At 58.3% G+C, this 17407-nt stretch carries 16 protein-coding genes; 10 read left to right on the forward strand and 6 right to left on the reverse strand.

Annotated features, from left to right (window positions below):
* Window position 1: 1 nt before the first annotated feature.
* The 5 genes from ACNA0J_RS02455 to ACNA0J_RS02475 form a co-directional block, all read right to left on the reverse strand.
* Window positions 2-421 carry a nuclear transport factor 2 family protein gene (locus tag ACNA0J_RS02455; RefSeq protein ID WP_415816035.1) on the reverse strand — a complete coding sequence of 140 codons (420 nt, stop codon included), beginning with the start codon at window positions 419-421 and terminating at the stop codon, window positions 2-4.
* Window positions 411-1595 (reverse strand): alpha-hydroxy acid oxidase, encoded by a 1185-nt coding sequence (locus ACNA0J_RS02460; RefSeq protein WP_415816037.1) that lies wholly within the window; start codon window positions 1593-1595, stop codon window positions 411-413. The genes ACNA0J_RS02455 and ACNA0J_RS02460 overlap by 11 nt, the downstream gene beginning before the upstream one ends.
* Window positions 1596-1673: 78 nt before the next feature.
* Window positions 1674-2648 carry a Bug family tripartite tricarboxylate transporter substrate binding protein gene (locus tag ACNA0J_RS02465; protein ID WP_415816039.1) on the reverse strand — a complete coding sequence of 325 codons (975 nt, stop codon included), beginning with the start codon at window positions 2646-2648 and terminating at the stop codon, window positions 1674-1676.
* Between the two features lie 54 nt (window positions 2649-2702).
* A complete protein-coding gene (locus ACNA0J_RS02470; RefSeq protein ID WP_415816041.1) occupies window positions 2703-3578 on the reverse strand; it encodes a TauD/TfdA dioxygenase family protein in 876 nt (291 codons plus the stop codon).
* Between the two features lie 20 nt (window positions 3579-3598).
* Window positions 3599-4753, reverse strand: a complete 1155-nt coding sequence (locus tag ACNA0J_RS02475) for an iron-containing alcohol dehydrogenase family protein (RefSeq protein ID WP_415816043.1) — start codon at window positions 4751-4753, stop codon at window positions 3599-3601.
* 113 nt (window positions 4754-4866) lie between these two features.
* Here ACNA0J_RS02475 and ACNA0J_RS02480 point away from each other — a divergent pair, with 113 nt between their 5' ends.
* The 3 genes from ACNA0J_RS02480 (at window position 4867) to ACNA0J_RS02490 (ending at window position 8607) form a co-directional block, all read left to right on the forward strand.
* Window positions 4867-5784: a LysR family transcriptional regulator gene (locus ACNA0J_RS02480; protein ID WP_415816045.1), complete on the forward strand. Its 918-nt coding sequence runs from the start codon at window positions 4867-4869 to the stop codon at window positions 5782-5784.
* A gap of 178 nt (window positions 5785-5962) precedes the next feature.
* A complete protein-coding gene (locus ACNA0J_RS02485; RefSeq protein ID WP_415816047.1) occupies window positions 5963-6781 on the forward strand; it encodes a glucose 1-dehydrogenase in 819 nt (272 codons plus the stop codon).
* A gap of 5 nt (window positions 6782-6786) precedes the next feature.
* Window positions 6787-8607: a glycoside hydrolase family 15 protein gene (locus ACNA0J_RS02490; protein WP_415816049.1), complete on the forward strand. Its 1821-nt coding sequence runs from the start codon at window positions 6787-6789 to the stop codon at window positions 8605-8607.
* Window positions 8608-8744: 137 nt separating this feature from the next.
* On the opposite strand, the gene ACNA0J_RS02495 is transcribed toward ACNA0J_RS02490, so the two are convergent.
* The gene (locus tag ACNA0J_RS02495) at window positions 8745-9392 is read right to left on the reverse strand and encodes a class I SAM-dependent DNA methyltransferase (RefSeq protein ID WP_415816051.1); all 648 of its coding nucleotides are present in this window, start codon (window positions 9390-9392) and stop codon (window positions 8745-8747) included.
* Window positions 9393-9656: 264 nt separating this feature from the next.
* Here ACNA0J_RS02495 and ACNA0J_RS02500 point away from each other — a divergent pair, with 264 nt between their 5' ends.
* The 7 genes from ACNA0J_RS02500 to ACNA0J_RS02530 all read left to right on the forward strand — a co-directional run bounded on the left by ACNA0J_RS02500 (window position 9657) and on the right by ACNA0J_RS02530 (window position 17398).
* The gene (locus tag ACNA0J_RS02500) at window positions 9657-10262 is read left to right on the forward strand and encodes a cupin domain-containing protein (RefSeq protein ID WP_415816053.1); all 606 of its coding nucleotides are present in this window, start codon (window positions 9657-9659) and stop codon (window positions 10260-10262) included.
* 95 nt (window positions 10263-10357) lie between these two features.
* Window positions 10358-11296 (forward strand): ABC transporter permease, encoded by a 939-nt coding sequence (locus ACNA0J_RS02505; protein ID WP_415816055.1) that lies wholly within the window; start codon window positions 10358-10360, stop codon window positions 11294-11296.
* A gap of 144 nt (window positions 11297-11440) precedes the next feature.
* On the forward strand, window positions 11441-12244 hold the full coding sequence (locus ACNA0J_RS02510; protein WP_415816057.1) for an ABC transporter permease: 804 nt from the start codon (window positions 11441-11443) through the stop codon (window positions 12242-12244).
* Between the two features lie 40 nt (window positions 12245-12284).
* On the forward strand, window positions 12285-13877 hold the full coding sequence (locus ACNA0J_RS02515) for an ABC transporter substrate-binding protein (RefSeq protein WP_415816059.1): 1593 nt from the start codon (window positions 12285-12287) through the stop codon (window positions 13875-13877).
* Window positions 13878-13898: 21 nt separating this feature from the next.
* Window positions 13899-15344 carry an amidohydrolase family protein gene (locus ACNA0J_RS02520; RefSeq protein ID WP_415816061.1) on the forward strand — a complete coding sequence of 482 codons (1446 nt, stop codon included), beginning with the start codon at window positions 13899-13901 and terminating at the stop codon, window positions 15342-15344.
* Window positions 15345-15353: 9 nt separating this feature from the next.
* Window positions 15354-16334, forward strand: coding sequence for an ABC transporter ATP-binding protein (locus tag ACNA0J_RS02525; RefSeq protein WP_415816063.1), 981 nt, complete (start codon window positions 15354-15356; stop codon window positions 16332-16334).
* Window positions 16331-17398 carry an ABC transporter ATP-binding protein gene (locus ACNA0J_RS02530; protein ID WP_415816065.1) on the forward strand — a complete coding sequence of 356 codons (1068 nt, stop codon included), beginning with the start codon at window positions 16331-16333 and terminating at the stop codon, window positions 17396-17398. Before ACNA0J_RS02525 ends, ACNA0J_RS02530 begins: the two co-directional genes overlap by 4 nt.
* Window positions 17399-17407 lie beyond the last annotated feature (9 nt).

The raw sequence follows: 17407 nt of genomic DNA on the forward strand, positions 1-17407 counted from the left end.
CTTATGCGTCCATGGCAAAAATAATGTCTTCGGCCGACAGTTCGCTGATCAGCCATTTTCCGTCGTGGCGTTCCAGACTGACTCGCAGGTCCCGAATCGATTCGATTCCTTTGAGTGGCAGTGGGCCTGCGACGGCGGGCCCGGGATCATGACGCACCACCAGCATATATCCGCTGACCGTACACCGATGATCGTCCTGCAGTTTGCACGCCAGGTTGGTGATCAGATGGGCGATGCGCATGGTAGGCGAGCGCTGCGCCAGCGCTGCCCGAGCCTGTCCAGGGCCGGTGAGCACCTTGCCCTGGCGCCGCCACACGCCTTGCGGGGCAATCAGCTCCGCCAATGCATCGTATTGCCGATCGTCCAGGTACCTGAAGAACAGCATCACCTGGTTTTCGCAGAGTTTCAATTCAGTTGCCATAAAGGAAGTCCGGTCGGGAGTTTTGAGGGATAGCCAGCACCGAGCCGTCGATCTCGGAAACGGATGCGGTCGCGCACAGCTGCATAGTGCGGGTCAGTTCATCGCGCAGTATCGTCAGCGCGCGATCTACGCCGGCATAGCCGCCCGCCAGCACGCCATACAGCGTGGCGCGGCCAAGCAGTACGGCGTCAGCACCGAGCGCGCGTGCCTTGAACACATCGCTGCCTCGGCGGATACCACCGTCGAGCATTACGGGAACACGTCCATTCACCGCGCGCACGATCCCGGGCAACGCGTCCAACGTCGCCACACAGGTGTCCAGTTGCCGGCCACCGTGGTTGGATACGACTAATGCGTCGACGCCGATTTCCAGAATGGCGTTCACGTCGGCAGGGTTAACCACGCCTTTTACGATGAGCTTGCGTGGCCAGCGGTCGCGCAGGGCGCGCAGCGCGTTCAAGTCGAACGACGGGTCGTAATTGCGCCCGGCCACGCCTTGCATTTTGGTCTTGTCGGTGGCCAGCGACGCCAAACCTTGCAGGCTGGGCATCACGGGCGGTTTGTGCAGCAGCATGTCCAGCGACCAAAAAGGTTTGCGCACGAACTGACAGATGTTGCGATGCGTGAGCTTCATGGGAAAACTCAGTCCATTGGCCAAGTCGCGTTCACGTTTGCCACCGACAGGGAGATCCACGGTGATGACCAGCCCTTCGTAGTCGGCCGCCAACGCGCGATCGATGAGGGCATGCAGGCGATCTTTGTCTTGCAAGATGTAGGCCTGGAACCAGTGGCGGCCTGGCGCCTGGTTGGCGATTTCTTCGATGGAGGTGGTGGCCGATGTGGATAATGTGTAGGGAATACCGTGGGCGGCTGCAGCGCGCGCCAAATCGAGATCACCACCACGCCAGCCAAAGCCCACCGCGCCCGTAGGGCCGATGGCCATGGGTATGTTTAGAGGTTGACCAAAGAGCTCCGCGGACAAGTCAACCTGGGCTACATCGCGCAGTACCCTGGGGCTCAGACGCACCCGCTGAAAGGCGCTGCTGTTGTCGGTAAGTGTCACTTCGTCTTCAGCGCCACCGTCATAAAAATCGAATACCCCGCGCGGCAGCCGTCGCCTCGCCATCACGCGCAGACGTTCGATGGAGTAGCTGTCATTCAATTTCGAACGCATTTTTTGCTATATCCGCAATGCTGGTCGGCCCTTGCTTATTGCTTGAGCTCGACGATGTTTACCTCTGCCTCCGGCAGATCATTCCGGCTTAACGTTGCCCAGCTTGATCACATTGGCCCAACGCTCCTTGTCGGCGATCAGGAACTGGCGAAACTCCTCGGGCGAGTCTCCAATCACTTGAGCGCCCAGCTTGTTCAACTGCTCTTTGACTTGCGGGTCCGACAGCGCGGCGACGGCAGCTTTATTGAGTTTGTTGACAATCTCGGGTGGTGTGCCAGCGGGAGCCAGCATGCCGACGAACGGGGCGCCCTCGTCAAAGCCTTTCAGGCCTAGGCTCTCCAGCGTCGGCACACCGGGAAAGTCAGGATGCGGTTCGCGGGTGCCCACGCCCAGCACACGCAGCTGTTTGTCGGCCACATAGTTCGCGATGCCGATGCTGGGATAGAACATGAACGAGATACGGCCGGCGATCATTTCCTGCAGCGCCGGGCCATTGCCTTTGAACGGCACGTGGGTCATTTTCAGGCCTGCTTGCACACCCAGCATTTCCGCTGCGAGGTGAGCGGATCCGCCTACACCCGAAGAGCCAAACGTCAGCTTGCCCGGGTTGGCCTTGCCATCAGCAATGAGGCTCTTGAGGTCTTTGTATGGTGAGTCATAGTTTGTCACTAGCACCATCGGCAGGCTGGCGAAATTACTGACCGGCTCAAAAGCCTTGGTGGCGTCGTAGTTGTAGCGGTCCGGATAGAGCAGGGGGTTGACGTTCAGTGTCAGTGACGTCACGAGAACTTTATAACCATCCGGAGGTGAGTTCATGATGTCGTTGGCTGCGATGTGAGCGCTGGCGCCGGGCTTGTTTTCGACGATCACGGATTGGCCTAGATGCTCGCTCATGCTTTTGGCGACCACGCGCGCAATGACGTCGGTGGGGCCGCCAGCCGAATAGCCCAGCACCATTCGCACTGGATGCTCGGGGTATTCCGCTTGGACCGCGCCGCCTGCCATGCAAAACATTGTCGCGGTGGCGATGGCAAACTTTTTGATCAGTTTCATGCTGTCTCCTGTTTGGGTTTGTTATGTACATAGCTGCCTGCACGGCAGCATCGCTCAATAGAGATCGGGGAAATACTTGTCTGCCATGACTTGGCATCGCTTGATGAGTCGGTGCTCGTCGGGGCCGTAGTCGGCCACCGCGTTGTGGATGGTGCCCATGTTGTCCCACATCAGCACGTCGCCCTGGGCCCAGCGATGACGATATTGGTACTTTTCCTGTAGCTGATGCTGGAACAGAAATTCCAAGACTTCGTTGCTGCGGGCTTCGGACAATTCGTTGATGCGCATCGAATAACCGGGGTTGGCGTAGAGCACCTTGCGGCCGGTGATAGGGTGCGTCAGGAAAACGGGATGCGAGACAGGAGGCTTGCGCTTGCGTTGCTCCTCGGTCAGCGGGGGGCGCGTACTACCTTTTTCTCGCCGCATCATTTCCCAGAACTTGTTGAAGTCATGCGTGATGGTCATGCCCTCGAGCTCGAGCTGTAGTGTCTCAGGCAGTCCTTCGTATGCCGCATGCATGTTGCAGAACTCGGTGTTTCCCAGGGGTTCGCCATCGCGCATGGGGATTTTGATGCCATAGAGGATGTTGCTGAAAGCGATCGTCTTGCTATAGGACATGTCGGTGTGCCAGTCCTGGCCGGCGTCGCTCAGGCCAATAGGCTTGCCGTCTTCCTTGATGTTCGAGAGGATCATGACCTCGGGATATTCGGGGTCATGGAACATATTGGCGACGTTGATTTCCAGTGTGCCGAAATTTTCGGCGTAGTCGCGCAGTTGCTTGGCGGTAAGCGCCTGTTTGGGGAAGCTGATGACGCCGTAACGGCCCAGGGCCTGTTCGATGGCCCGATAGCGTTCTTCGGTCAGCGGTTGAGACAGGTCGATGTCGTAAATCGTGGCGCCCATGCCGCCGATTTTGGGTTCTATTCTCATAGTTTTTTCCTTGATAAGCATTACAAGGCCTGGCGCAGAATGGCCAGAACCTCGTCAGAATGAGTGACGGGACGCGGATTAACAGCGAGGCCGCGCTCGTGCATGGTTTGTTCAGCGATGGCGGGCAGATCTGCGCCTGTCAGGCCGAGTTCGGACAGCCGCATGGGCAGACCCCGTTGCTGGCTCACCTGTGCGAGCCAGTCCGCGACGTTGCGATGGGCCGTGCCTGATACGCGGGTCAGGATCTGGAGGGCAGGCGTCAGCATGTCGTGCGATGCGGGCTCGTTAAAGCGCAGCGCGTGGGGCAGTACGACGCTGTTGACCTCCCCATGTCCTACCTGATGTCGAGCGCCAATCACATGACAAATCGCATGATGTAGACAGGTCTTCGCCATCGAGAGCACGACGCCTGACAGATGGCCGGCAGCCATCAGTGTGTCGCGCTCATCGTCCACGCTTTCGGCTTGGCCGGTCAGCGCTTGTGCGAATAGTTCAATCGCTTGAAGCGCAATCGCGTCAGCCATCTGCGAGCGGTTGCGCGAATACATGCCCTCAAAGCAGTGGGCCAGACCATTCATGGCGGTGGCGTGCATGCGCTGCAGAGGAATGTCGCGACTGAGTTCGGGATCGATGATTACCGTGGTCGCGGCGAGGTGACGGTTCCAGAACAGCAGCTTGCGCGAACCGCTGCGTATGCCAAACGACGGCGTGATTTCCGCGCCGGATGCTGTGGTGGGCAGCGCGATGATCGGTAGCTTGGACTGTGTGCGCACTGGGATGTCCACAGTGGCCGGCGGAGTAAAACGCGTGGCATGGTCTGCCAGGCGGCCGCCTTCGGCAAATAGCATCGCGAGCGCTTTGACCGAATCCGACACGCTGCCGCCGCCCAGCGCCACGATGCTGTCGCAGCCGCTGTCTTGCAGGTCGTGAACAACCGTTTCGATCCATTCGACACTACCGTGCGTGGGCACCGATGTGTACACATGGAGATTCAAGTGGCGCAGTGTGCTGCGCAGATGGGACCATACCGCTGATTCAGCCATACGCCGCTGCATGAGGACAACCGGACGCGTGCAGCCCAGTGCCGCCAGCTCGTCGGCCAGGCCATTGGCTGCACCCCGGGCGAATCGGACATGCGTGCCGTACAGGTGATAGTCGAAGTCGGGAAGCGCCATAATCAGAGCCATCGGTCAAGTTGGTGACGATTCTAGGGACCGCGGCGCCATGTGAATACGCAGAGATGGCAAAATGAGTGTTTCCGTTTTGAGAACACTATGCGGAGCTCCCGATGAACACCGTTGAATGCATCGAAGTTTTCGTGGAGGTCGCTAAAGGGCTGAGCTTTACCCGGGCGGCGGAGCGTCTGGGAACAAGCCGATCGGTGATTACGAAGAAAGTCGCCTGGCTGGAGCAGACCTTTGAGACGCAACTGCTACAGCGCAATACGAAACGGGTCAGCCTCACCGAGAGCGGCGAGATTCTGCTGCGTAATGCCGACAGCGTCACGAGGACATTGAACGACCTGAGGGATATGGTGCGCAGCTCGGTGCAGCGGCCCGAGGGGCGTATCCGTGTCGGCTCGCCGCCTTCATTCGGGGCAGTGCATCTGGCGCCGGCTATCCAATCCTTTCTGGAGTCTTATCCAGATGTGCAGGTCACCATGCAGTTGGATGACGGACGCAGCGATCTGATCGCCGAGAACATGGATCTATCGGTGCGTATCGCGCCGCACTTGCGCGATACCAGCCAGATTGCCTACAAGTTGGCAGTGGTGCCGCAGGTGCTGGTCGCCACGCAAGAGTATCTTGAGCGTGTGGGACGCCCGAAGCGACCGTCAGATCTGAAAAACCACAACTGCCTGATTCACACGCTGAAAGCGCCCATGGGCCAATGGCAGCTGACCGACAAAAAAGGTCAAGTTCACACCGTTCAGATCAGCGGCAGCTTTAACTCGAATCTGGGCGAATCCATTCTGCATCTGGCGCGCCGTCACTACGGCATCTCGATGCATCCGCGTTATATGGTCGAGGACCTGATTTCGCAGGGGCAGTTGCAAATCGTGCTGCCGGACTTCAAGTGCCAGGGGTTGGATATTTACGCCATGGTGCAGAGCAAGCGTTATCTGCCTTACAAAGTCCGGCTGTTTGTCGATCATCTACGTACGCATTTTCAGAACGTCAATTGGGCGAGCTCCGCGGCGATATAGTGCACGAAGGTCGTGATGCCGTAATGTGCCTCATGGATGCCCGGATTTCTTCGAAATCAGGCGCCGGGGTTGAACCCATGCCCCATCAAGGGCTAAGCTGACCCCTGGCTATCGAGAGCGGCACCTGCGGATCCACAACAGCAGCAATACCGGAACCGCCCGTCGCAAGGAGAGCACTATGCGGCATGGGGTAGATCTGTCCGGGCGCGTGGCTATTGTCACGGGAGCCAATTCAGGGATTGGGCGTGGCATCGCCCTGGAATTGGCGGCAGCGGGAGCGCGCGTAGTCGTCAACCACCGTCCCAACGAAGACTCCGAGCGACGCGGTGTCGAGGTCGTGCAGGAAATTGCCCGCGCGGGCGGCCAGGCCATCCCAGCTGCCGCCGACGTCAGTCGCGAAGAAGACGTCGAGCATTTGTTCCGGGTAGCTGCGGATCATTACCAAGGCGTCGACATCCTGGTCAACAACGCCGGCATCGAACAGCCGGCGGCCATTCAGGACATGACACTGGCTCAGTGGCAGAAGGTCATCGACATCAACCTGACCGGCCAATTCTTGTGTGCCCGCGCCGCGGCCCGGGCCTTCCTGAATCGCGAACCCGCACCCCCGAACAACGCGGCCATCGGCAAGATCATTTTCATCAGTTCGGTCCATGAGGTCATTCCGTGGGCATTCCAAGCCAACTATGCCGCGTCCAAAGGGGGCGTGTCACTGTTGATGCAGTCGTTGGCGCAAGAGCTCGCTCCGATGAAGATTCGCGTCAATGCCGTGGCACCCGGCGCAATACGCACGCCCATCAACGCGCCCGCCTGGAACACACCGGAAAGCATGGCGTCGCTGCTCAAGCTGATTCCGTACGGGCGTATCGGCGAACCAGAGGACGTGGCGCGTGCCGTCGCCTGGTTGGCCAGCGACGATTCCGACTACGTGACCGGTTCCACACTATTCGTCGACGGCGGCATGACCTTATATCCTGCGTTTCGCGGTGCGGGGTGAACATCATGTCAAAGCCCATTGAAGACTATGGCCTGATCGGCAACATGCTGTCCGCGGCGCTGGTGGCACGCGATGGTTCCATCGATTGGCTCTGCTTGCCGCATTTCGATTCGCCAGCGTGCTTTGCCGCCTTGCTGGGTGATGAGAGCCACGGCCGCTGGCTGGTGGCGCCCAGCCAATCAGGATACACCACCACGCGTCGCTATCTGCCGGATACTGCAGTACTGGAAACCCGCCATGAGACGCCCTCCGGCGTTGTGCTCGTGTACGACTTCATGCCCCTGAGCGATGAAGAAGAACGGGTAGATGTGGTGCGCATTGTTCGAGGCGAGTCGGGCCAGGTCGACATGAGAATGGAATTGACGCTGCGCTTTAACTACGGGCAGGCGGTTCCCTGGGTGCGGCGGCGCGATTACGGCCTGAGCGCCATCGCCGGGCCCGATGCCGTCGAGCTGCATACGCCCGTGCCGTTGGAAGGCCGCGACATGAAAAGCGTGGCCTGCTTCACCGTGCGGGAAGGCGAGACCGTACCCTTTACCCTGTCGTACCACCGCTCGCACAAGACCCCGCATTTTGTGCCCGATCGCATGGAGAGCATGGACCGCACCATTGCGTGGTGGCACGAATGGGCCAAGCGATGCCACTGGGACAACGGACCAGACGCACGGCGTGACGCGGTGGTGCGATCGTTGATCACGCTGAAGCTGCTGACTTTTCAGCCGACCGGCGGCATCGTGGCGGCGCCCACGACTTCGCTACCCGAACAACTGGGTGGCAGCCGTAACTGGGACTACCGCCATTGCTGGCTGCGAGATTCGGCTCTGACTCTGTATGCCTTGTTGAATGCCGGCTATCGGGAAGAGGCCGAGGCCTGGCGGCAATGGTTGCTGCGTGCAGCTGCCGGTCACCCCAATCAGCTGCAGATCATGTATGGCATCGCTGGTGAACGCTGGCTGCCCGAGCACGATATTCCCTGGTTGCCGGGCTATGAGGGCAGTGCGCCGGTACGCCTGGGCAATGGCGCGGCCGGGCAGATGCAGTTGGATGTGTATGGCGAACTGATCGAGACCCTGCATGCCGCGAGAGTGGCCGACCTGGCACCGCTGGCCGAGGCCTGGCGTATGCAGAAGGTATTACTCAAGCCGCTCGAAGATCTATGGCGACAGCCGGATCATGGAATCTGGGAAGTACGCGGGCCGCCCCGGGCCTTCACGCATTCGCGGCTGATGTGCTGGGTGGCGTTGGATCGCACCGTGAAGTCTTGTGAACGCTTCGGCCTGGAAGGCCCGGTGGACCGCTGGCGTGCCTTGGCCGCCGAGATCCGCGAGGACATATGCACGCATGGCTATGATGCGGGGCGCAACACCTTCGTGCAGTATTACGGTGGCACGGCGCTGGACGCCAGCTTGCTGTTGATTCCGCAAGTAGGCTTTCTACCGCCAGACGATCCGCGCGTGGCGGGTACCGTGCAGGCGATCGAGCGCGAGTTATTGCGCGACGGTCTGCTGCTGCGCTATTCGACCGAGCATAGCGACGATGGCCTGCCAGGAGACGAGGGCGTGTTCCTGGTATGCAGCTTCTGGCTGGCTGATGCCTACATCATGCAGGGCAGACTCGATGATGCGCATCGCTTGTTTGATCGCCTGCTGTCGCTGCGCAATGATCTGGGACTATTGGCCGAAGAGTACGATGTGGTGCGCAAGCGCCTTGTCGGCAATTTCCCGCAGGGTTTTTCGCATATCGGTTTGGTCAATACTGCCTATAACCTGAGTGCCGCCGACGGCCCGGCGCGCCAGCGCTCATCGAGCGACGCGCCTCAGGAGTGAGGATGTATAGGCTCAGCCGCGAGGGCAGATCGGCTATAGGCGTAAGAATGATCGAGAAACTCCTTGCTCTTGGAAGCGATGGAGCGCCGGGAAATTAGTTTCTCGTTGATGTTCGGTCAAATGGTGATAGCAGGTATTTACGGTGCCCTCCCGACCGAAGGAGTGGCGCGCCACACGCTGGCCAACCATGGTTGTTGGTCCCTGGGTAAACCGGCGGGACGGTAGTAGTGCGTGATTTCCGTGAAGCCGGCGTTTTCCACATAGCGGCGCCACCTGTCGATGTCGTGATATGCACCGTAGCGGCCGCGATTCCAGCCTTCCTCATTGGTGCCGCGGGGATTGGAAGCAAACAGGACGCCGCCCGTTTTCAGCGCGGCACGTAGATCGGCGAGCACGCGCGGTAGCTCCTGGCTCGGCACATGAAACAGCGATGCATTGGCGTAGATGCCGTCGAAGGAGGCAGTCGGCAGATTGAGCGCTAGAAAGTCTTGATGCCATACCTCGCAGCCTGAAGTCTCGCGCGCCATTTCTGCGAACCGGCTTGCACCTTCCAGCCCGATGGCATGATGGCCGCGCGCCGCGAAGACGCGGAGGTCCCGTCCGGGGCCACAGCCGAAATCCAGGATGCGATACGGTGGCGGGCCCTGAATATTGTCCAGTAGTGCAGCGATGTTTTGGCTGACGTCGTGATCGAGCGTAGCGGCGCGGAATTCTTCGGCACGATCTTCGTAATGGCGCAGCGTCTGTTGTGAGATTAGATTCAGGTCTTCGGCGCTCAGGGGCATGCGGGGGCCTCGCGGTAGAAAGGGAGCCTGAGGCAATTGTTGCACGACTGGCTAGGCGGGACCGGGTGCCAAGCTGCTATACCCGCCTGATGTAACGTGAAAAAAAGCATCGTTTTCTTTACAAGTGCACCGATATTCAACGGGACACAGTAAGCGTTTTCCGTTTTGGGGTTAGTCCTTATATAAAAAATCCGCAAAAAATTTCAGAATTGTGAAAATCAGATCCGTTTTCCAGGTGGTGCAAGTCTCTTTACGGAGCAACCCGTGGTACCGATCGCAGCCCCGCTACAGCCAGAGCAGGACAGCCATACCGACTCGTCGGCGTGGCTGGGCAACGAAGTCAAGAATCTGCGCAAAGCAAGAGCTTATTCGCTGCAAATGCTGGCGCAGCGGTGCGGAAAGTCGATTGGCTATCTCAGCCAACTGGAGCGCGGCTTGGCAAAGCCCACCATCGGCGCAATGCAAGAAATTGCTCGGGCGCTCGGTGTACAGATCAGTTGGTTTTTTCCCGAAGGCAAGCCAGAAGACCCTTCCGATGACGGCATCGTCGTGCGAGCCGAATGCCGCAGGCGGCTGTCCTTTGCATCCGGCGTAGCGGACTATCTTCTTTCTCCCAATCTTTCCGGCCAGCTCGAGTTGCTGGTTTGCGTTCTAGACCCAGGTTCGGACAGCGGTGATGCGTACAGTCATCGCGGCGAGGAAGCTGGTGTCGTCATTCGCGGCACCCTGGAACTGTGGGTGCAAGGTAAGCATTTCGTATTGAACCCAGGCGATAGCTTTTCGTTCCTGAGTACTGAACCACATCGCTACTGCAACCCGGGCCTGGTACCTACTGAGGTGGTTTGGGCTATTACCCCACCAACGTATTGACCTGAGTGTGATGCCCGTCACACGGGCATCACACATTCAGAGCATGCGTGACGGCTTGCCGCATATTTGATCGATCACATATTTATGGGAAATCTATGCTGAGGCAAACATTGCTACGCCTTTTACTCGCCATCCCAGTGATGTTCGGCGTCTTGCTGATTGGCTTTTTGTTGATGCAGGCCGGTCCAGGTGATGCAGCGATCGTGCGTGCTGGACCTAATGCGACACAAGACGTGATCGAAGCCATTCGCATTGAAATGGGCTTGGACAAGCCACTATATGTGCAATTCGCGATTTATGTCTGGCAGCTCCTGCAGGGTAATTTCGGTGTGTCACTCATTAATAACGTGCCTGTCATCAACGAGTTGGCCAATACGATCGGGCCTACGCTGGAACTGATGTTTGCCTCGTTGATATGGGCCATTCCTCTGGGTATTTTGTTGGGCACATTAGGCGCGCGTTATCAACGCACATTGTTCGATCGTTTCGTGATGGCGTTCTCTACTGCGGGCGTGTCCGTGCCGGTATTTTTTGTCGGGCTCTTGCTGGTGTGGGGCGTCGGTTTCAAATTGCAGTGGCTACCGTTTACCGGGCGCGCCGGGCCACTGTGGACGCTTGAGGGGTTCAGAGCAATCATTCTGCCGGCGTTGACATTGGGTGGGGTATTTGTCGGACCGGTCGCCCGCATGACGCGCACAGCGGTGATTGATGTGCTTGGCGCAGATCATGTCCGCACCGCGCGAGCCAAGGGTTTGGCCGGCCACGTCGTGATGATGCGCCATGCTCTGCGCAATGCGCTGATTCCAGTGGTGACTTTGCTTGGCTTGCAGATTGGATTTTTGCTGGGCGGAGCGGTGGTCACCGAGACAATCTTCAGCTGGCCGGGCGTAGGCAGGTTAGCCGTAGGCGCGATTCTCTCCAGCGATTTTCCAATGGCGCAGGGCACGATCATTATTCTGGCTCTCGGTTTTATTTTCATCAATCTGACGGTCGATATCTTGTACACCGCACTCGACCCGCGCCTGCGTACTTGAGGAGACGAGATGAACCCTTTCCTCAAACTCGCAAAGCGCGATGCCGCGGCGGTCAGTTCCGCCGTACCTGGTGGTAATGCACAGCCCGTCCCCAATGTTGCCGATCCGGCCATTGCCGCCGCTCCCTCGACATTCAGGTTGCTGATGCGAGATCCCGCTGGCGCGATTTCTTTAACAGTAGTTATTTTGATTTTTGTCGTGGCCGTGTTCGCACCCTTGATCGCACCTCAAGGGCACTGGAGCGGCGACATGGCCAATGCGCTCAAGCCGCCTGGCGAAGCGGGTTGGCTGGGCACGGACTCGCAAGGTCGCGACATGGTTTCCCGTCTGATCTTTGGCTTGCAAACGACCATGCTCATGGCCGTGACAGCCGTGATCGTGGGCTGTGCCACCGGTGCGGTGATTGGATTAGCCGCGGCTTACTATCCGCCGGTCTCCGGGCTGTTGATGCGCTTGATGGATATTTTATTGTCGTTTCCAACGATTCTGTTCGGGCTTGCAATCGCCGCGATTCTGGAGCCTGGGTTGTGGGCGGTCGTGGTGGCCTTGTCCATCTCTTCCGTGCCTTTGATGGCACGCGTTGTACGTGGCGCGGCATTAACCGTCATGCAGCAGGAATATATAGAAAGTGCGAGAGCCCTGGGTGTGAGCGATCTCCATCTTTGGCGGCGCCACCTGTTGCCCAACTGTATGTCCTCGATCATGGTGTTTGTCACGCTGCGCTTCGGTCAGGTCATTTTGCTTGGCGCCGCACTTTCTTTTATTGGCTTAGGCGCTCAGCCGCCGAGTGCGGAGTTGGGTTCGATGGCTTCCGAAGGGCGGACTTTCTTGTTCTTTGCGCCACATGTTTCTGTGTTGCCAAGTCTGCTCATTTTTATCGTTGTGCTCGCCTTTAACACGCTGGGTGACGCACTGCGCGATGTACTCGATCCAAAGCTACGCAGCTAGTTTTCTTCTATCCAAGAACTATAGACTAAGGGGTTTGGCAATGCATTTTTCGAGTCGTTTATCTATTGTATTGAGCACCATGATGGTGGCCGGCGCAGCACTGCCCGTGATGGCGCAGCAGCCCTCGGTCTTGACTGTGCTACGGGTAGCGGACGCAGACACCTACGACCCGATTCGCACCACGTCCACTCGAATGGGCGAGGTGATGTTCATGCTGGGCGATACCTTGGTCAGTATGGATTACGACCTAAAAACTGTGAAACCCGGATTGGCCGAAAAATGGGAAATCTCTGACGACGGCTTGAGGTATCGGTTCACCTTGCGTCAGGACGTCAAATATTGCGATGGTCGGCCAATGAAGGCCGAAGACGTTGCCTACAGTTTGAAACGTCTTGCCGATCCCGCCAATAAGTCTCCGATCAGAAACAAGGTCGGGCCGATCAAGGATGTCGTGGTCGTCGATGACCATACCATTGACTACATCCTGTCTGCGCCTTTCAGCGATACCTTGTATCAGCTTGCTCTACCGTTCACGTCGATCGTTGACAAAAACGCGGTAGAAAAATTGGGGCCCAATTTCGGTACACAGGGCTTTAACGGCACGGGACCTTATTGTTGGCAGAGTTGGACGCCGCGTCAGCAACTGGTGTTGACCAAAAATCCCCATTACAACTGGGGGCCTTCCATCTATAAAAACCCATCGCCTCAGGTCGACCAGATCATTTGGAAGGTGGTGCCGGAATCCAACACGCTGATGGCTGCGATTCAGTCACGCCAGGGCGACACCAGTCAGAACGTACCGACTTTCGCTTTAGAGAGTATGAAGCGCGTACCGGGGATGCAGTTGTCCCACCAGGCCGCCGCCATTGATGATTATTTTCTGGGGTTTCGTGTTAACAAACCGGTGATGCAGGATCTGGTTGTTCGCCGGGCAATTAACGCCGCTATCGATCGAGACACGATTGTGAAGGCGATCTATTTCGGACGCGCCGATTCTCGGCGAACGATGGCTAATCCGAACGCCGTAGATTACGACCCCGGTTCAGAAGGCCTGTTGCCTGCCTACGATCCTGCGGCCGCCATGGCCATGCTGGACGAAGCTGGCTGGAAACCGGGCGCCGACGGTGTCCGAGAAAAGAACGGCGTGCGCGCATCTTTTCTGGTGTATGGCAGCCGCAATGATGTGACGTCACGTCTGGCCGAAACGATCCAGGCCAATCTGCGTAAGGTCGGCATCGATATGCGGATTCAGCTCTGGGATAACACGGCGGTATGGGGCAAGCTCGCGACGCAGGAATTTGATGCGTTCATTATGAACCTGCCGTACATCACAGTCAGCGAGTGGGCCAATTTCTATTTCCGCAGCACGCAGATGCCTACCCCCAACCGAATGAATTGGAACGATAAAGAGACGGACGAATTGGCGGCGCAGGCGTCAGCCGCGACCACGGACGAGTCCCGCGTGGCTGCTACGAAGGCGCTGCAAAAGCGTTTGTCGGAACAGGCGGTGTGGGCGCCATTGGTCAATGTGCAGTTGTGGAACGTGTCGAATGATCGGGTAGAGGGGATCAAGCCCCACGGACTGTACGGCGCAGCGCTCTACAAGGGTTTGGACATTCGAGTCAAAAACTGAAAAGGAAATAGGCAACCTATCATGACTATTACCGTTATAAAGAATGCAGAGTTTGTCGTTGGTTGGGATGCGGCAGCAGCTCAGCACGTCTATCTGAACGACGCTGATGTGGCGTTCGATGGCAACGTCATTGTGCATGTGGGACCGGGCTACGTTTCCAAAGCCGGCGAGCGGGTGGAAGAGGTCGATGGTCGGGGCAAGTTGGTGATGCCAGGGCTCATCAACATTCATTCCCACCCTGCCAGCGAGCCGCTGAACAAGGGGTACACAGACGAAGTGGGATCGCCGGGGCTATACAACTCCGGACTCTACGAGGTGATGCCGTTGATGCGCGGTGATGCAGAGGCTGCCCCGCATTGCCTGAATCAAGCGCTCGGGGAGCTATTGCTTAGCGGGGTCACCACGCTGGTCGATATGTCCGGGACGCACGAAACATGGATCGATGTCATGGCGGCCAGTGGAATTCGGGGCTGTATTGCGCCGCTGTTCAAATCGGCAAAGTGGTACACCCGCAACGGACATCTGGTGGAGTACGACTGGGATGAAAAGGCAGGGGAACGCAGCATGGAGGCTGCCTTGCAATTGGTCGATAAAGCCTGCTCGCACTCGAGCGGGCGGCTGTTCGGGATGGTCACGCCCGCGCAGGTCGACACCTGCACGCCTGAGCTGATCAAAGCGAGCCGGCAGGAAGCCGAGCGCCGCAATTTATCGTGGCAAATTCATGCGGCGCAATCCGTGCCCGAGTTTCATGAGATGACCCGTCGGCATGGCGTGACGCCCATACAGTGGTTGCATTCTCTAGGGGTACTGAAACCGCGCAGCATCGTCGGTCACGGAATTTTTCTGGACGATCATCCTCGGGCGGCCTGGCACACCAAAACGGACCTCTCTATCTTGGCCGACACCGGCTCGACCGTTGCGCATTGCCCGACCATTTTCATGCGTAGAGGCATGGCTTTACGTGATTTCGGTCGTTATCGCAGGGCCGGGGTCAATATGGGCATCGGTACCGATTCTTATCCCCACAACATGACCGACGAGATGCGTCACGTTGCATATCTGGCGCGATTGATGGCGGATGATCCACGCACCACGACCACAACGGAAATTTTCAATGCGGCCACGATAGGCGGGGCGACGGCGTTGGGACGTGACGATATCGGGCGTCTGGCAGTGGGCGCGAAAGCGGATGTGGTGCTGGTTGACCTCAAGCATCCCATGATGAGCCCGTATCGTGATCCCGTACGCAGCCTGATCTATGCCGCCGGAGAGCGTGCCATTGATACGGTGTACGTCGACGGCGCAAAGGTGGTCGAGAATGGAGAGGTGCTCACGATTGATCGTGCGGCAGCGGCGGCCGGGGTCCAGGAAGCACAACAGCGCGCGATCGAGAAATTCCCTGGGCTGGACTTGGTGGCCAACCGCTCTATCGCCGATGTTGCGCCGCTGACGTTTCCCCTCAACTAGGAGGCCGATATGGCTACACCCGTTCTGGAATTACGGGATCTGGTTACGGCTTTCGATACCCGTTTGGGACAGGTGCGTGCGGTTGACGGGGTCAGCCTGACGCTGGAGGCAGGACGCACCTTGGGTATCGTTGGCGAAAGCGGTTCGGGTAAAAGCATGCTCTCGCTGTCCATCATGGGCTTGGTTCCGTCGCCAGGACGGGTATGCGAAGGGCAGGTGTTATTGGAAGGCGTGGATCTGCGCACACAGTCTGAACGGCAGATGCGCAGCGTACGTGGCAATCGTATCGCGATGGTTTTTCAAGAGCCCATGACGAGCTTGAATCCGGTGCATACGGTGGGCTTTCAGATTATGGAAGCCGTACGGGCGCACCACCATTTACCGGCGAGCGAGCTCAAGACGATGGCTATCGAGTCGCTTCGCAAGGTGCGTATCTCTGCACCAGAGCGACGTTTTAGCGAGTATCCGCATCAGTTGTCCGGCGGTATGCGCCAGCGTGTGATGATTGCAATGGCGCTGGCTTGCAAGCCCACTGTGCTGATTGCCGATGAGCCCACGACGGCGCTGGATGTGACCATTCAAGCGCAGATTCTCAGTCTGTTGCGCGACCTGCAGCAGGACACCGGCATGGCCATCATTCTGATCACGCACGACCTCGGGGTGGTGGCACAGTGTGCGGACGACGTGGCGGTCATGTATGCGGGAAAAATCGTCGAGTCGGGATCAGCGGCTGCGATTTTTGAGGATTCTCAGCACCCGTACACCTTGGGGCTCATGGCGTCGCTGCCGCGGATGGATGTGGACGTGGAGAGGCTGTTGACGATCTCCGGCACGGTGCCGCCGCCGTTCAATTATCCCGCCGGGTGCCGATATAACCCGCGCTGCTTATTCGCTACCGATCAATGTCGCCACGACTCTCCGGTGCTCGAGTCGTTGGGTGACTCGCACCGCGCGTCCTGTTGGAATATGCCCTTGGAGCAACACGTATGACGACGCCTTTGCTGGAACTCAGAAGTGTGTCCAAGCGCTATCCCGTATATGACGGCATGGTGCTGCGCAGACAGGTAGGTGCCGTTCAAGCGGTGGACAATGTCAGCATGACGTTGATGCGTGGCGAAACGCTGGCGATTGTCGGGGAAACAGGTTGCGGTAAGTCGACCACGGCCAGATTGGCCATGCGATTGATTGAACCCACAGAAGGGCGGGTGCTCTTCGAGGGGCGGGACATTACCCGTTGTACACGCGCCGAGATGAATCCCTTGCGAAAAAGCATGCAGATCGTTTTTCAAGATCCCTACGCGAGTTTGAATCCCAGAATGACGGTAGGTGAGATTTTGTCTGAGCCGCTCAATGTGCACCGGGTGGGCGATGCTGTATCGCGCAAGCGTCGAGTAGAGGAGTTGCTGCGTCTGGTGGACCTGGCCCCCTATCACGCAGAGCGATATCCCCACCAGTTTTCCGGAGGGCAACGTCAACGGGTCGGTATTGCGCGCGCTCTCGCTTTGTCGCCCAAACTGATCGTGTGTGACGAACCCGTATCCGCGTTGGACGTGTCCATTCAGGCGCAGATCGTCAATCTGCTCAAAGACCTGCAGCATCGATTCGATTTCTCCTATCTATTTATTTCGCATGGCTTGGCCGTGGTCCGTCACATTGCAGATCGTGTCGGCGTGATGTATCTCGGACAACTGGTTGAAATAGGTAGCAAGCAGGACATTTATCGCAATCCTCGTCACCCGTATACACAGGCGTTACTGGCTGCGGCACCCGACCCGAATCCCGCCGCACGTCATAACGTTGCCCCGGTGGCTGGCGATATTCCCAGCGCGATCAACCCGCCCTCGGGTTGTCGGTTTCATACGCGTTGCCCCATGGCACAAGACCGCTGCAAGGCCGAAACACCCACACTGCGCGAGATGTCCACCGGCCATCAGGCGGCCTGCCATTTTGCGGAAGATGCGCCTGTGTACGAGGCCGCCCGGCACACGCAACACCCCACGCCGGGGTTGTTGATGCGCCAGGCGATATATGCGAATAGGCGGGCGGCTGCCTAGTCCTTTCAA

The sequence above is a fragment of the Bordetella tumbae genome, assembly GCF_965139195.1.
In the GTDB taxonomy this organism is placed as follows: Bacteria; Pseudomonadota; Gammaproteobacteria; order Burkholderiales; family Burkholderiaceae_B; genus Bordetella_A; species Bordetella_A tumbae.

What these genes read in the sequence shown, in the direction of transcription:
- ACNA0J_RS02455 (WP_415816035.1), bottom strand. Translation starts at nt 421, where the DNA reads ATGGCAACTGAATTGAAACTCTGCGAAAACCAGGTGATGCTGTTCTTC.
- ACNA0J_RS02460 (WP_415816037.1), bottom strand. Translation starts at nt 1,595, where the DNA reads ATGCGTTCGAAATTGAATGACAGCTACTCCATCGAACGTCTGCGCGTG.
- ACNA0J_RS02465 (WP_415816039.1), bottom strand. Translation starts at nt 2,648, where the DNA reads ATGAAACTGATCAAAAAGTTTGCCATCGCCACCGCGACAATGTTTTGC.
- ACNA0J_RS02470 (WP_415816041.1), bottom strand. Translation starts at nt 3,578, where the DNA reads ATGAGAATAGAACCCAAAATCGGCGGCATGGGCGCCACGATTTACGAC.
- ACNA0J_RS02475 (WP_415816043.1), bottom strand. Translation starts at nt 4,753, where the DNA reads ATGGCGCTTCCCGACTTCGACTATCACCTGTACGGCACGCATGTCCGA.
- ACNA0J_RS02480 (WP_415816045.1), top strand. Translation starts at nt 4,867, where the DNA reads ATGAACACCGTTGAATGCATCGAAGTTTTCGTGGAGGTCGCTAAAGGG.
- ACNA0J_RS02485 (WP_415816047.1), top strand. Translation starts at nt 5,963, where the DNA reads ATGCGGCATGGGGTAGATCTGTCCGGGCGCGTGGCTATTGTCACGGGA.
- ACNA0J_RS02490 (WP_415816049.1), top strand. Translation starts at nt 6,787, where the DNA reads ATGTCAAAGCCCATTGAAGACTATGGCCTGATCGGCAACATGCTGTCC.
- ACNA0J_RS02495 (WP_415816051.1), bottom strand. Translation starts at nt 9,392, where the DNA reads ATGCCCCTGAGCGCCGAAGACCTGAATCTAATCTCACAACAGACGCTG.
- ACNA0J_RS02505 (WP_415816055.1), top strand. Translation starts at nt 10,358, where the DNA reads ATGCTGAGGCAAACATTGCTACGCCTTTTACTCGCCATCCCAGTGATG.
- ACNA0J_RS02510 (WP_415816057.1), top strand. Translation starts at nt 11,441, where the DNA reads ATGCGAGATCCCGCTGGCGCGATTTCTTTAACAGTAGTTATTTTGATT.
- ACNA0J_RS02515 (WP_415816059.1), top strand. Translation starts at nt 12,285, where the DNA reads ATGCATTTTTCGAGTCGTTTATCTATTGTATTGAGCACCATGATGGTG.
- ACNA0J_RS02520 (WP_415816061.1), top strand. Translation starts at nt 13,899, where the DNA reads ATGACTATTACCGTTATAAAGAATGCAGAGTTTGTCGTTGGTTGGGAT.
- ACNA0J_RS02525 (WP_415816063.1), top strand. Translation starts at nt 15,354, where the DNA reads ATGGCTACACCCGTTCTGGAATTACGGGATCTGGTTACGGCTTTCGAT.
- ACNA0J_RS02530 (WP_415816065.1), top strand. Translation starts at nt 16,331, where the DNA reads ATGACGACGCCTTTGCTGGAACTCAGAAGTGTGTCCAAGCGCTATCCC.